General features: G+C 50.5%; 12 protein-coding genes. All 12 read right to left on the bottom strand.

Features of this window, described 5'->3' with window-relative positions; all coding sequences use genetic code 11:
• Nucleotides 1–3: 3 nt before the first annotated feature.
• From ACVB80_RS06855 to ACVB80_RS06800, 12 genes are read right to left on the bottom strand one after another with little or no spacing between them, the layout of a single operon-like run.
• A complete protein-coding gene (locus ACVB80_RS06855) occupies nt 4–696 on the bottom strand; it encodes a hypothetical protein (RefSeq protein ID WP_481080534.1) in 693 nt (230 codons plus the stop codon).
• Entirely contained in the window at nt 686–1,432 is a 747-nt protein-coding gene (locus ACVB80_RS06850) for a WecB/TagA/CpsF family glycosyltransferase (RefSeq protein ID WP_481080533.1), read from the bottom strand. Before ACVB80_RS06850 ends, ACVB80_RS06855 begins: the two co-directional genes overlap by 11 nt.
• Before the next feature lie 8 nt (nt 1,433–1,440).
• Entirely contained in the window at nt 1,441–2,622 is a 1,182-nt protein-coding gene (locus ACVB80_RS06845; RefSeq protein ID WP_481080772.1) for an aspartate-semialdehyde dehydrogenase, read from the bottom strand.
• Complete coding sequence (locus ACVB80_RS06840) at nt 2,622–3,725, bottom strand: glycosyltransferase family 4 protein (protein WP_481080532.1); 1,104 nt, start codon at nt 3,723–3,725, stop codon at nt 2,622–2,624. The genes ACVB80_RS06845 and ACVB80_RS06840 overlap by 1 nt, the downstream gene beginning before the upstream one ends.
• A 2-nt stretch (nt 3,726–3,727) precedes the next feature.
• Nucleotides 3,728–4,852: a hypothetical protein gene (locus tag ACVB80_RS06835; RefSeq protein WP_481080531.1), complete on the bottom strand. Its 1,125-nt coding sequence runs from the start codon at nt 4,850–4,852 to the stop codon at nt 3,728–3,730.
• Nucleotides 4,849–6,003, bottom strand: a complete 1,155-nt coding sequence (locus tag ACVB80_RS06830; RefSeq protein WP_481080530.1) for a hypothetical protein — start codon at nt 6,001–6,003, stop codon at nt 4,849–4,851. Before ACVB80_RS06830 ends, ACVB80_RS06835 begins: the two co-directional genes overlap by 4 nt.
• Complete coding sequence (gene wecC / locus ACVB80_RS06825) at nt 6,004–7,242, bottom strand: UDP-N-acetyl-D-mannosamine dehydrogenase (protein WP_481080529.1); 1,239 nt, start codon at nt 7,240–7,242, stop codon at nt 6,004–6,006.
• 54 nt (nt 7,243–7,296) lie between these two features.
• Entirely contained in the window at nt 7,297–8,439 is a 1,143-nt protein-coding gene (wecB, locus tag ACVB80_RS06820; RefSeq protein ID WP_481080771.1) for a non-hydrolyzing UDP-N-acetylglucosamine 2-epimerase, read from the bottom strand.
• A gap of 26 nt (nt 8,440–8,465) precedes the next feature.
• A complete protein-coding gene (locus tag ACVB80_RS06815; RefSeq protein WP_481080528.1) occupies nt 8,466–10,670 on the bottom strand; it encodes a GumC family protein in 2,205 nt (734 codons plus the stop codon).
• Nucleotides 10,671–10,724: 54 nt separating this feature from the next.
• Nucleotides 10,725–11,258, bottom strand: a complete 534-nt coding sequence (locus ACVB80_RS06810; protein ID WP_481080527.1) for a polysaccharide biosynthesis/export family protein — start codon at nt 11,256–11,258, stop codon at nt 10,725–10,727.
• Nucleotides 11,259–11,269: 11 nt separating this feature from the next.
• Nucleotides 11,270–12,499, bottom strand: coding sequence for an outer membrane beta-barrel protein (locus tag ACVB80_RS06805; RefSeq protein WP_481080526.1), 1,230 nt, complete (start codon nt 12,497–12,499; stop codon nt 11,270–11,272).
• A gap of 14 nt (nt 12,500–12,513) precedes the next feature.
• Nucleotides 12,514–13,905, bottom strand: coding sequence for an undecaprenyl-phosphate glucose phosphotransferase (locus ACVB80_RS06800; protein WP_481080525.1), 1,392 nt, complete (start codon nt 13,903–13,905; stop codon nt 12,514–12,516).
• Nucleotides 13,906–14,044: the final 139 nt, after the last annotated feature.

Here is a 14,044-nt window from a genome sequence, read left to right as displayed (position 1 = left end):
GTACTAATTTCCAAACCTTTCACACGCTTTACTTTTCACATTATTAAAACCAAGCAGATGACACATTCTTCCTCCCGCGGATGAGTAGCTGATAAGCCGCTCTATCCGGGGTCTGGTTCGCCAGTAGTCATGCATTGTCAGCAAACTAAGAGCCGCCTGCTTTTTCTGTTCCGGCAGAAGGTAGTGCCAGTTTTCAAAATCCAGTTTTACCGCTTTCAGCTTTACAGAATGCGCATGCGCACCAAATCTCTGAGCAATCTCGAGGGTTTCGTACAACTCCTCACGAAAAGCCCCCACCCTCTGCTGATAGTTAATATATTCAACATAAGTATTTGGCCATGTTGGCCTTTTCGTCATACTCATCCTCAGGTGACGTTCAATTTCCTTTGGTGCGTCTTCTGCCTGAGTCGCGTAGTGACGCCAGCTGTGCAAACGGGCTATCAGATTGTGGTGATACCCCCTTGCCAGTGGTGAACTCGTAATTCGCTTCGCCAGCTGAAGGTCATTCTCCGCGCGTTGTATGATTGCGCCCTTATCCAGCCCGCTGTACTGTGCCAGTGAGTGATCGAGCGCCTTGGAATACAGGCTCAGGTGCATCTGCAGTGCGGCGTAGCAGATAACTGTCCCGCATATCACCAGCAGTGCGAGTGATACGAGCGTTGTCAGAAAACCGGAACGGGTGTTATTAGCGTGCATATCGCTTCCGTAAAAACCTTTCCTTAATCAGCATCAGCGCAAACCGGGTATTGGATACCAGGTAACGCTTCCACATTCTTCCCGGCTCCTGAATAACCCGGTAGAGCCATTCCAGCCCATAGTTCTGCATCCACAAAGGTGCGCGGTTTACTTTGCCGGCCACTACATCAAAGGTGCCTCCCACCCCCATAACAAAACTGACGCCAAGCTCTTCTTTCCAGCGATTGATGAAGTTCTCTTTTTTCGGTGAAGTAATGGCAACAAACAACATCCTGGCTCCGGATTGCCGGATCTTCTCAACCACTTCCTGCTCGTTATCCCAAAAATAACCATGATGAAAGCCGGCAATGTTCAGCCCGGGATTTTGTCCGCTGACTACGGCCGCCGTTTTGGCAACGACCTCTTCCGTAGCGCCAAGCAAAAAAACCGGCAGCTTGTTACGGGCACTCATTGCCAGAAGGTTATGAAATAGATCCACACCAGCCACCCGTTCCGGCACGGCATGTCCCAGCCACCGGGCTCCCCATACGACCCCCATACCATCGATGTTAATGATGTCGCACGATGTCACTGACCGGGCCAGCTCATGATCAGTCTGCATGTGAACAATCTTGGCAACATTCACCACCACATGCTGGGTAAAGCGGCCTGCCAGCACCCGCTTTTCAATGTACCCGGTGGTTTCACTCATGGTCATACTGTCCATGGGGGTGTTCAGGAATTGTATTCTTTGCATAGTCGGGCTCAGCTTTGTTGGGTGTGAAGATGAAAAAATGTGAACGAGTAATAGATCCAGGCCTGAGTCCAGCGCATGTAGTTGATCGGATTGGTATAGAGCCTGTTTTTCTGATAAACAAATTTGCCCCTGCGGGGGTGGTAAAGAGAGTGGATACTGCGGCGGATAACTTTCTCTGCCATCAGCCTGTCACTGTGAGTTCCGCCTACTTCCTGTAAAGTGATCACCGCCTGAGCCACAGAATGCATGTCCAGCGGATAACGGTTGTTGTGATAGTACCTGGCTGTCCCGTCTGTCTCGAACAGCTTCTCCCTGTAGTAGGTCAGCCCGGTATCAATGGCCTGATCAAACTGGCTTGTTCCGAGCTCTGTCCGGATGATGTGCAAAGCTTCCAGGTTGTATCCGGTGTGAAACCCATCGATAAACTGGTGGTGATGACGTGAACCATAGACCCAGGAGCCATCGCAGCCCTGACAGGAAACAGAGTGTTCAGCTACCCTGATCGCCAGGGTTTTATAATCCTGGTTATCCGTCAATGCACCTATTTTTGCCACCCATGCTGCGCCCCACAGACTGGCGTTATGGACAAACGCCTTTTCTCCGGGAATGTAGGCAAAAAAGGGCTTTCCACCATGCTCATGGGAGAGACTGTTGACGATGAAATCTGCGGCTTCACAGGCGGCGATACGATACCTGCAGGCCTGCTTTGCATCACAGGAATCAACCTGAGATGCAAGAGCCAGCAAAGCCCTGGCAACATAAATCGTTGTGATGATATTTGGCTTACCTTTGGGAACAAAAAAAGCGCGTGCTTTCCAGTCAAAGTGATAGCCCCAGCAACTGCTCTGCCAGATATCGCGATCGCAGCGCTGTTCGAGAAGCCAGTCTGCCAGCGGAAGCGCAGTTTCGAGGTAATGAGCCTGCCCGGTTCGCTGGTAATCGTTCAGCAACCCTAAAATAAACAGTGCGACACCTTTGGGATTGCGCCCTTTGGGAACGCCCGACAGCGGCCGAAGATTGAGCGGAGAGCGCTTAAACAGCTGGATCCAGGCCAAACCCAGCACGCTGTCTTTGAGAACCGGAAACCACTCAAACAGACGGCTGTTCAGCCCGTCAAACGGGTCATAACCACCAAAGTCCTGAGCAACCGCCTCCCGCAATATCCCTGCAGCAATAGTATCTGACCGAATCATCCCTGTTTGTCTCCTGCGGCTTCCTGGTAAATCAGCTCAAGCTGGGGGATCACTGCATCCAGATGAAATGCCCGCTCGAATTTCTTTCTGGCCGAAGCCACCATCCTGTTGCGTGTTGGCTGACAGAGCAAAGCCGTCAGCAGTGCATCGGTCAGTGCCTGAACATCGCCCGGTGCCACCAGCAAACCATGCTCACCATGACCAATAGCATCGGGGATCCCCCCCACATGAGTAGATACTACGGGAATACCACAACACATCGCCTCAATCACACCGTTAGGGAACCCTTCATGATAACTGGGCAAACAGTACACACCGGCACTCTCAAGCAGCCTGTTTTTCCCCTCTCCGGATACCCAGCCAAGAAACTCAACGCCATCATCAACTGACAGCTGACGGGCATATTCCTGATAACGTTCTGCCGGACCGTTACCGGCAAGTTTTAAACGGGCCTGCGGATACACTTCCCTTACCCGGGAATAAGCCTGAATCAGGTCTTCTACCCCTTTTAACTGACAGAGTTTGCCCATAAAAACGATGTTTTCCGGAACGGCATTTGTACGGTCCGTTTTGATCTCCGCGGTTGAGTTATACAGCAGACGAACATGTTCGCTGCGCCCAAGCAGCTTCTGCAGCCACGCAGCCCACTGTGATGAAATAGCGATAACGATATCCGCCATTTCAAACGTTTTCCGGATGTGCGCCTGCTTATCCGCATTACACTGCTTTTCGTAGAAATCCCGAAATCCTCCGCTGTGAAGATGTAATATGACCCGCCCCCCCATACGCTTTACCAGACGAACCATAAGAGCCTTGCGACTGTAACTTCCCCTGGCAGACACATGGATATGTACCACGCCGACCTGATAAAACATCAGGTATCCGGTCACCCTCAGCAGTGCCCACAAATACAGCCCCACAGCAGCCAGACTTTTCGCCTGGTACCGGGTGGAGTGAGTGGCAATAAGGCGGACATTATTGCGCTGCAGGAAACCGCAATAACGGTAAGTATTCAGCACCGAAGCAATGCCTCCCATCCCTTCAATATCTGTGGCAAGGGTAAGGTTAATTTTCTGACGCATCATGTTCCCTTTTTTCATCGTCACACCGCTCCTGCAGGCGTTACCTGCCCGCGGAAAAACACAACCCGATACACTAATGTGCGCACCAGTACATAAGCGAAGTAAGCCAGCATGATCAGAGATACCCGCATCGTTACCGAATCCACACAGAGGTAAATCGCCCCCCACATCAAGGCCAGAACCAGAAATACAATGAGGTTAACTGTCAGCATCAGCTTTCCCTGTCCCCGTACCATCATGGCATTTGCAACCGGCAGGCTGAGCTGAGTAGCCAGTACTGAAACGAACAACACAGAGAACTGAAAATAGTCCGGAGACAACAGCAGAGTCAGCAAAACGTAGCCGCAACTGATGCCCGCAACGTACACCTGAACCCGCCGTTCAAAACTGACAACGGTTGCCTGTTGCTGACAGTGTTTGTAATCCACCAGGAATTTCGCTGAAAGATAGCGTGGATAAAACAGGAACAGGGTTGCCAGCGTGAACACCTTAGCCAGGGTTACTGAATCTGCCGCAGAGTTAAGCTCCCGCGCCAGCAAAAGAGGAAGCAGGAAAGAGAGCCCGCTGCTCAGTCCGTTAGACAAGGAGTAACTGCCAATGTCTCTGTATACTTCACGGTCCAGGCGGCCGGTGACTGTCAGGGGCTTTCTCACTGCCATCAGTGAGACCAACAGCGAAGAGAAAATCCCCAGCGTCAGCCAGACCTGCTGTCCGGCCAGTGTGAACAAAGACAGCGCCAGCAACAGGCAGGCAAGCACACCGGCCCAGACAATGCGCTGAAACTCTCCCTCCGCGGCAAGGTCGGAGCGCACTATTTCAAAACCCGAATAACACCAGGCGCACAATACAACAGCCAGGTACTCGTGCAGCCCATGCTGCCACAATGCCAGTGCCGGCAGCGCACTGATGATCAGTAACACGCTCATCACTGCCAGACGCGAACCGAGAGGGAGATTACGTCCGCGCACAAACGACTGAGTAGCTACCGCCATACCAGAAAATGTTGCCAGTAAGCTCACAGTAAAAAAGGCACCGGAGTAAAATGCAGATACCGGCGAACTGCAGAAAAAAGCCACCAGATAGACCGAAATAAACCGGTATCCGCCGGGGAACAGCGTTGCAAGCAATCGACAGAAAGCACTCATGCGCGAGCCTCCTGCTTACTGTCTGCGGCAATAAAGAGCACCAGGGTAAACGCAAGCAAATAACCTGCAACCGGACGGACGAATACCCCATTGGAAAAAAGCGTGGTAACCATTACCGATGCCAGCAGGCACCTGAGCACCCAACCGCCCAGTGCAGAAAGGCGATATACCACATAAATGAAGGCGCAAAGGTAGATCAGCCCTCCCTCAACCAGCATGGTAATCACATCACTGTGAGCCCCCCTTGCGCCCCACCACCAAATATCTGTCTCGATAAGATCACTGCCAAAACCGTTACCGATAAACCACTGCAATAAGGAGTTATGCTGAAGCTGAGCATATTTGGCGGCATACATTGACAGACGCCCGGATGTAAGCAGGTCAAAATCCTCACTGATACCAGCAAGAGGCAGCAAAGAGACTGTCGCCAGAGTTCCGATGATCAGCAATGGAGGCAAAACCGGACGACTGTGCAGTTCCAGTCTGATAACCAGTAAGCCAAACAAAAAAACCAGCGAAGCCAGGGTTGCCGTCCTCACTCCCCAGCCAACAAACACAGCCAGCGTCAATGCACCGATCACTGCCAGCGCAAAACACGCTGACATCCGCTGATGGATCACCAGAGCGCAGGTCAGGTACATCAGAACTAATGCCGCATAAGCGGTAGAATGCAGCCCGCTGAACCAGGTTGGCCACCAGACTTCCATCCGGTTGAGTGAAGGCGGCAGGATCACCAGCCCCAACAACAAGAGTCCGCCAACCAGCCAGCATACCCGCTGTATCGCAGTTAAGAACGCCTCCCTGTCCTGCTCATACGCCTGGTACAGCACCGGAACAGAAAGCAGGGGCAGATAAATCTTCAGGTGCGTTGACAGCATGCTGAGCGGATTCAGGTCGGTAAAAAACAGCGTGGAAAGCCAGTAGGCGTACCCTGAGGCAAACGCAGCAACATAAACGAACAGATACTCCCGTCTGAGACGGAACAACCCCAGCAAAATGGCAGCAAAGATGCCACCATCACACAGATAGTTCAGCACCTTTCCGGCTGACACAGCGAAATCCCCCGTTGCCCAGGGGGAGATCACCAGCTTAATGCTGACTGAGGTTAAAATAAGGTACATCAGTACCTTATCCCGTTCGAATACCAGCATTCAGACGATCCCGCGCGTATCAATCACCACTTTGGTGGCAAGCTGCGTGCTTTCAAGACCGGTAAACTCTTTATGATCCACCAGCACCACAACAATATTCGCCCGTTCAAGTGCATCATCAAGACTGGTTTGTTCGACACCCGCCAGAACCAGTGACTCTGGCAGAGCCTGAATGTTTGGCTCTACGGCAAAAACCTGACCTTGCTTTTGCGCCGCCAGTGCTTTCACTATCTCCAGCGCCGGGCTTTCTCTCAAATCATCGATGTCCGCCTTGAACGCCAGCCCAAGACAGGCGATCACCGGGCGCTTAAACTCATCCGCCGCCCGGCTTATCTGATCCAGCACATAACCTGGCTTGCCGTCATTCACCAACCGGGCCTGCCTGATAAGATTGGCGTGCTCCGGACAGCTGTCGACGATAAACCAGGGATCAACTGCTATGCAGTGCCCGCCAACGCCTGGTCCCGGCTTAAGAATGTTTACCCTTGGATGACGGTTGGCCAGCCTGATCAACTCCCAGACGTTAATTTTCAGTTGATCACAGATAAGAGAGAGCTCATTGGCAAAAGCAATGTTCACATCGCGAAATGAGTTCTCGGTCAGCTTTACCATTTCAGCGGTGCGGGCATTAGTGACAACACACTCTCCGCGGACAAAAGTCTGATACAGTTCAACTGCCCGCTGACTGCACGCAGAAGAGAGACCACCGATAACACGATCGTTTGACACCAGTTCCTGCAACACATAGCCAGGTAAAACCCGCTCCGGACAGTGGGCAACTTTGATATCGGCCCCGTCCCCGGACTGCTGAGGAAATGTCAGGTCAGGGCGCGCCTGTGCAAGCCAGCCCGCCAGTTTCTCTGTCGCGCCAACCGGAGACGTAGATTCCAGTACCACCAGATTTCCTTTCTCCAGTACCGGAGCAATCGCCTGTGCTGCCGCTTTGATATAAGACAAATCCGGTGAATTACCCTCAGTAAACGGCGTGGGCACCGCCACCATAAACGCATCCGCAGGCTCCGGAGTCATCGTCGCACGCAGTTTGCCCGTGGTTACCACGCTTCGCACAACAATGTCCAAATCCGGTTCAACAATATGGATATTGCCTTCGTTAATGGTGTCCACCGCATGCTGACTGACATCAACACCAATCACATCTATACCGCGTGAGGCCACAACCGCTGCGGTTGGCAGGCCGATATAGCCCAAACCTATCACTGAGACCTTTTCAAAACTCATATCTGATCCTTTAACTGACTGACTCAAATTCTGTTCCTTGTTGCCAGGTACTGTTTAGCCCTGACTGATGTGATACGTGGCAATCGCATCAACAATACGGTCGCACGCATGGCCGTCCCCGTATGGATTGTGGGCCTGACTCATCGCCTGATAAGCATCATCGCACCCCAATAACTGCTGAACCTCACCAACAATGGTGTCGACATCCGTTCCAACCAGTCTGACCGTTCCCGCTTCAACGGCCTCCGGACGCTCAGTGGTATCACGCATCACCAGCACCGGCTTACCCAGGGAAGGCGCCTCTTCCTGAATGCCGCCTGAATCGGTCAGGATCAGCGTGGCCCGGTCCATCAGATAGACAAAAGGCAGATACTCCTGCGGCTCTATCAAATGAATATTGTCAATGCCTTTCAGAATGCGGTTTACCGGCTCACGGACATTTGGATTGAGGTGAACCGGGTAGACAACCTGAGCATCCGGATTAAGACGGGCGATCCTCGCCAGTGCCTGACAGATCCGTTCAAAACCGCCACCAAAGCTCTCCCTGCGGTGCCCTGTCACCAGAATCAGTTTTCTGTCCCCTTCGATCATTGGAAAGCGGGCTTCAAACTGCTGCTTCATCCCCGCCTCTCCATCAATTCTCTTTTTCGCCATCAGCAGGGCATCAATAACAGTATTCCCTGTCACAAATACGTGATGAGGCTCGGTACCTTCCCGCAGCAGGTTATCCCTGGATGAATCCGTAGGAGCAAAGTGTAAACGGGTGATCGAGCCGGTCAGACGGCGGTTCCCCTCCTCCGGCCAGGGTGAGTTCATATCTCCGGTACGAAGACCCGCTTCCACATGACCCACAGGGATCTGGTGGTAATACGCAGCCATCGCGCCAGCAATGGTCGTCGAGGTATCACCATGAACCAGCACGAGATCCGGCAGGAAAGATTCAAAGATCGGACTGAGCCCGGACACAATAGAGGCAGAGATAGAAGTCAGGCTTTGTCCCGGCTTCATAATGTTCATGTCAAACTCCGGCTCAATATCGAACAGCGTCAATACCTGGTCGAGCATCTCCCTGTGCTGTGCGGTCACACAAACCCGGGCGTCAAAAGCATCACTGGCCTGGAGTTTTTTCACCAGTGGCGCCATTTTTATCGCCTCAGGACGGGTACCAAACACCGACAGTATTTTCATTTTTTTCAACATATTAAGTACTTTTCCTTGTCAACTCAGTTATACGCGTACCGTGCGTATTCCTGATACTTCTCCCCGGCTCTGGACTTCTCCCCAATCTGACTGATGATCACGCCATCCAGAGCGATATCATGTTTGCTGATGCCGGAAACCGCCTGAAGATACTGAGTTCTTGATGTTGAATTGGCTTTCATCACCATGATCAGGGAACCGGTGTATTTACCAATGATGAGAGAGTCGGTAACGGGGAGCACTGGCGGCGTATCAATGATGATCCGGTCGAACTGGCCGGACAGAGTTTCCATCAGCTGTTCAAAAGCCTGAGAACTCAGCGTTTCCTGTACATCAGGGGAAACCATACCGGCACAAAGTACCGTCAGCCCTGAGCCTTCAATAGTGGTCAGGCAGTCACCTGGCTCTGATCCCTGCAGCAGAATATTGGTGACACCCGGATGGTTTCTTGGCAGGCCAAAGCGTTCTGCGACAGAGGATTTGCGCAGATCGCAGTCAACCAGCAGCACCTTCTCCATCCTGGAAAATGAGAGAGCAAGACCGACTGCTGTCGTCGTTTTGCCTTCCCCTTTCATTGACGAGGTAATGGCAATCAGCTTGCGGGACTTGTTCATCAGCATCAGCATCAGGGAGGTGCGAATCGAGTCCACAGACTCCTGATAGATTCCCTGATCACCCCTAAGATAGGCCTCAGCCCCAACCGGTGCCTTACGGTAGGCTTTGTCTTTTATTTTAGGAATGGCACCAAGAGGGATCAGTCCGAACTTATCTTCAAAGTCACGGCTGGACTCAATGGTGTTATCCAGAGCATCGCGGATAAATACCACAGCGATCGCAAAGGTAATGCTGGACATAAATGCCACCAGCAACAGTGTTTTCTTGTCTGGTTTTACCGGCTCATAAGGAACCAGCGCATGATCAGAGAAAGTGGCATTAGTTGCGTCATAGTCACTGGTCGCCGAGGTCTCTTTCTTACGGGTCAGAAACAGATCATACAGCTTTGAGTTCGTGTCCACTTCACGCTTCAGCGCATCGTACTCCCGCTTGACGACACTCAGCTTCTGAAACTCATCTTTCTTGCTTTCCAGCTCTGATCGGATAAGCGCTTCCTGCTGACGGGCACTCTCCAGTTCCTTGCCAATACCAACAAACAACTTATTGATCAGCTTGTCTGCCCGGTCCTGAATAGCCTCAAGCTGAGCCTTCGCCTGGATCATTTTGTCGTGTTTGGCGCCGTAGCGCCTTGAGAGCTCGCTGACTTTCTTTTCCGCCTCAACTTCAGCCATTCTGATGGACGTTATTTGAGGGTGATTTGAAATTGCCGCAACAGAGGAGAGCGTAGCCAGATCCTTGGTTTTATTGCTGCTGATTGCACTGTATAAAGACTGAGCCTGAATACGCCGGTCCGTAGCCTGAGCCAGACGACTGGTCAGGTTATTCAGTTCTGAACTTGCCAGCGCAACAATCCCGCTGTCTTCGATCAGTTGCTCACGTTCAAGAAACTCCAGCAACGCCTGCTCGGATTCGGACAACTTTTGCTTTAGCTCGGCCAGACGAACATTTATCCAGCTGCTGGCCTGCTCTGTCGCAATAAGCTTGGACTCCAGGTTGTTCTCGATATAGGCATTCCCGACAGCGTTTGCGACACGGGCTGCCAGTTCCGGATCCCGGGAATCAAAGGAGATTCTGACCAGTTGCGTCTTTTTTATCGGACTGATCGTCAGCCGCTGACTGAAGTTTTCCAGCACCGTCCGGGTAACCAGTTCGTGCTCAGCAGTCTCTGCTGACGATGACTTACCGGGTATTACAGCCTTAATCAGCGGGATCTCACTCAGTTTCAGAGAGAGGTTCTCAAAAAAAGACGGTGTAGTGTCTTCCAGCTGGGGATTGAACTCCGGTAACCTGTCCAGCTCCAGTGTCTCAATAACTTTCAGGGCAATTTTGTTGGACTTGAGGATCTCAAACTGAGTGAGGTAATACTCCTTCGCCGAAGTATCTATCCCAACGACTTCTTCAATCGAGACCGCTTTCTTTTGAGACGCCTCGATCAACAAGGTTGCTGTCGCCCGGTAAACAGGTGTTACCGACAGTAAAATCATCAGGGTGATCGCAGATATAAGGGCGGCAAACATTAATACCGATAAGGCATTAGCTTTAATCAGCTTAAAATAGTAGCCAATATCTACCAGTTGTCTTTCATTTGTGTTTTTAGCATATTGAGATGACATAGCATCACTCTTAAGGTAATACACAGCGCGTCAGGCAGTGTTGTAAAAAGAAAATCAGAAAAAGCTCTGCTCGATTTCAATAATATCGCCAGGTAAGACTTTATAATTAACCCCTACCTTTGACCTGGTGTCATTCAGGTTTGACCGGGTCACAAATATCTTCTGCCGTGATGCCCGGTCGGTGAAACCACCAGCCAGTGCAATCGCTTTATCAACCGTTAAGCCGGGCTGATACTGGTATCCCCCTGGTTTTTTTACTTCACCGTTAACATAGATACTTCGATAACCAACGACGGTTACACGAACTTTAGGTGCTATCAGATAATCACCTTTCAGTCCGCTGTATATTTCCACCCGAATTTCCTCAGGTGTTTTACCTATCGCACTTAACCGGCCAAGATATGGATAATCAAATAACCCACTGTTATTGATATACAACTCTTCAATGGTGAGATCGGACTCTCCGTATACAACTATTTCAATTTTATCTCCTGCCCCAAGCCGGTAACTGTCATTAACAGAAGCGGATACCTGTAGCGGGATTAAAACTGATATCAGACACACCAAAATCCTTAATACTTCGGACATATCCCCCCCTGTTAAAAATTAAACTCAGCCATCGCCGTATACAGGTTTTGACGATAACCGTAGGTCGAGAAGCTTGATTTCTTGTCTTCAATTCGCCAGCCAACAACAAAATTCAGGTACTCCCGGAAGGCATAACCAAAATCAAGTTTGAAGGTATAGAGTTCGTCATTTCGGGCTGAATCGGAGTAATCATCCGATTTCAGCGAGAGGGACAGATCACTGAACAGTTCCGGCTTCCAGTAATGCTTCCAGTCCACTGATGCATTCACCACTTCGATATAACTCGTACTTTGATCAGGATCCTCTGCTTTTTGTGAAGCAGACAACTTCAGACTGGAAATCTCCAGCGGCGTCCAGGTGACTTCCGCTGTCCAGCTGGTACCACTGAAACCCTGCTTTGCAGAGTCGGCATAAGACTTATCCTGATGCCCGAGGCGGACCTTACCCCGCGTTTGTCCGGTAATATCCCACGTTGCTCCGATGTAGTAGTAAGTGTTTACATTGTCCAGAGAGCTGCTGGTATCAGGATCATCGAGGGCATAATCCTTATCAAAGCGGGAAGCCTCCAGCAGTAACGAAGCCATACCGACAGGGCGGTAATAGAATGCGATGCCAGCACCCAGCTGCTGAAAATCCTTATAGCGGGTACTTCTGGACTCAAAACCACCACTCACATCGCGATAGTTTCTGTAACGCTTGTCGCTGTATTCAAACACAGGTTCAAGCCTGCCTTTGGCACCATCACTGCCGTATACATAAGTCAGCTCAAAATCATTTTTCAGATACTGAACCGGATCATCTACCAGCGGAGACAACGCATCACCAGCTGTCAGCCCCGTACCCCTTTCGTCATGCAGATACTGAAGCGCGTAATACACTTTTAACTGGTTCTTGCTGTTAAAAATGATCTTATTGTCAGTTTTAAGGCTGTGATCCAAATAGTTATCTTTGCTGCTGTCGAAATAGAATCCACTGCCCATTTCATACGAAACCCGAAACTCATTCCCATTCACCTCAGCTTCTGCTGCAATGCCCGGATTAAACGTAAACAAATAGGACGAGTCAGGATTCTGATTTGCGGAAACACGACCAATATTATCGTTATACTCAAACCCGCTCTCCAGCATTGGAATGATTTCCAGTCCAGAGTCAGTAAAGAAACTCCGCTTCTCATCTGCAACTGCACCCGAAGCATAAACAGCCACACTCAGTGCCACTGCCGCTTTTGTTCTCTTGTTCATGAATACCTAATCCTTTAGTAAGCCGTTTTGCCAACAAATCCTTTAAATACAGTCATAAAGATGATCTGCAGGTCGAGCATGGTCGACCATGAATTGATGTATCTCAGGTCATACTCAACCCGCTTTTCCATCTTATCCAGAGTATCCGTCTCTCCCCGGTAGCCATTAATCTGAGCGAGGCCCGTGATCCCTGGCTTAACCTTGTGTCTCAGCATGTAGCGCTCAACAATCGCCCGGTACTCTTCGTTATGAGCTACCGCATGCGGCCGCGGACCAACAATGGACATTGAGCCCTGCAACACGTTGAAAAACTGAGGGAGTTCATCCAGGGAGGTTCTTCTGATAAAAGCACCAAAAGGGGTCACCCTTGGGTCATTCTTCGTGGCCTGCTTTACTACTTTTCCGTTGTCCATGGTCTTCATGGAGCGGAACTTCCAAACCTCTATTTGTCTGCCGTCAAGGCCATAACGTTTTTGCTTAAACAGCACAGGTCCGGGTGAAGAGAGCTTTACTCCCGCCGATACCAGCAGGAGAACCGGAGAGATCAAAACCAGAATGAGTGAGGAGAGGACCACATCCTGAGCCCGCTTTATCCAGGTGGAAAAGCCATAAAATGGCGTGTCATGCACGCTAAGAGTCGGCACCGTACCGATCGACGAAAGGCGCGACTGAATCAGGTTATATACAAAGAAATCAGGGATCACGTACGTGTTGGCAGTGGTATCAGAAAACTGTTTGAGGTATTCCGCGTTACGTAACTCCGCCTTCATAGGCATCGCAATGTAAACATGATCAATCATATTAGCTTTAGTCAGCTCCAGCCCTTCCTGTACTTTGCCTTTGTAGGGGTAACGTTCGTCTTCAGTGTTAAGACGGGAGGGATCGCGGTCATCAAAAAAACCGACTAATTCAATGCCCAGATGTGAGTTTTGGGTGATCTGATCCGCAAGGGCCAGACCGCTGCCCGTCATCCCTATGATGATGGCTTTGCGCTGATTGTGCCCACGGCTTCTCAGGTAATGAATCACCCGGTTTGCCATCACACGCCATGTAGCCAGGATCAACGGCGTCAGTACAAACCAGCTTGCAGTCACTACCCTTGAATACTGCGAACTGATTTTCAGGAAGAAGCTGATAAACATTAGCGTCACTACGACCATCAGCCAGCCAACACACAGAGCAAATAACTGCTCTTTAAAGCTGTACGTCCGCCATGACCGGTATAGTCCACTGGTTTCTGATGCAACCAAAAACACCGCAACTGCATATCCTGTAGCGATAAGGTGATGACTGGATACTCCTCCCTCATAAGCCATAGCACACAGGAAATGCACCATAATAATGGCAAGAGCATCAATAAGACGAAATAAAACCGAAAACTCCGTCCCATAGAATTTAATTTTCACAAGAAAGCCTTTTTATTCCAGCCTGACGCTGCCTGGAAGCATGCCTTTAGTCACCTTACCACGAGCTAACAAGCTAATTATGTAATAACACTTTAAACCAACCAAAGCCAATACCGACAACTAAACAGACATTCAAAAC

This window comes from Vibrio sp. 9-16B-A1 (assembly GCF_056726165.1).
Note: the sequence above shows the minus strand (reverse complement) of the source record. Positions and strands in the feature narration are given on the sequence as shown.

Bases quoted from the DNA above. Each gene is read 5' to 3' on its own strand.
- ACVB80_RS06855 (WP_481080534.1), bottom strand. From the start codon at position 696: ATGCACGCTAATAACACCCGTTCCGGTTTTCTGACAACGCTCGTATCA.
- ACVB80_RS06850 (WP_481080533.1), bottom strand. From the start codon at position 1,432: ATGCAAAGAATACAATTCCTGAACACCCCCATGGACAGTATGACCATG.
- ACVB80_RS06840 (WP_481080532.1), bottom strand. From the start codon at position 3,725: ATGAAAAAAGGGAACATGATGCGTCAGAAAATTAACCTTACCCTTGCC.
- ACVB80_RS06835 (WP_481080531.1), bottom strand. From the start codon at position 4,852: ATGAGTGCTTTCTGTCGATTGCTTGCAACGCTGTTCCCCGGCGGATAC.
- ACVB80_RS06830 (WP_481080530.1), bottom strand. From the start codon at position 6,003: ATGCTGGTATTCGAACGGGATAAGGTACTGATGTACCTTATTTTAACC.
- wecC (WP_481080529.1), bottom strand. From the start codon at position 7,242: ATGAGTTTTGAAAAGGTCTCAGTGATAGGTTTGGGCTATATCGGCCTG.
- ACVB80_RS06815 (WP_481080528.1), bottom strand. From the start codon at position 10,670: ATGTCATCTCAATATGCTAAAAACACAAATGAAAGACAACTGGTAGAT.
- ACVB80_RS06810 (WP_481080527.1), bottom strand. From the start codon at position 11,258: ATGTCCGAAGTATTAAGGATTTTGGTGTGTCTGATATCAGTTTTAATC.
- ACVB80_RS06805 (WP_481080526.1), bottom strand. From the start codon at position 12,499: ATGAACAAGAGAACAAAAGCGGCAGTGGCACTGAGTGTGGCTGTTTAT.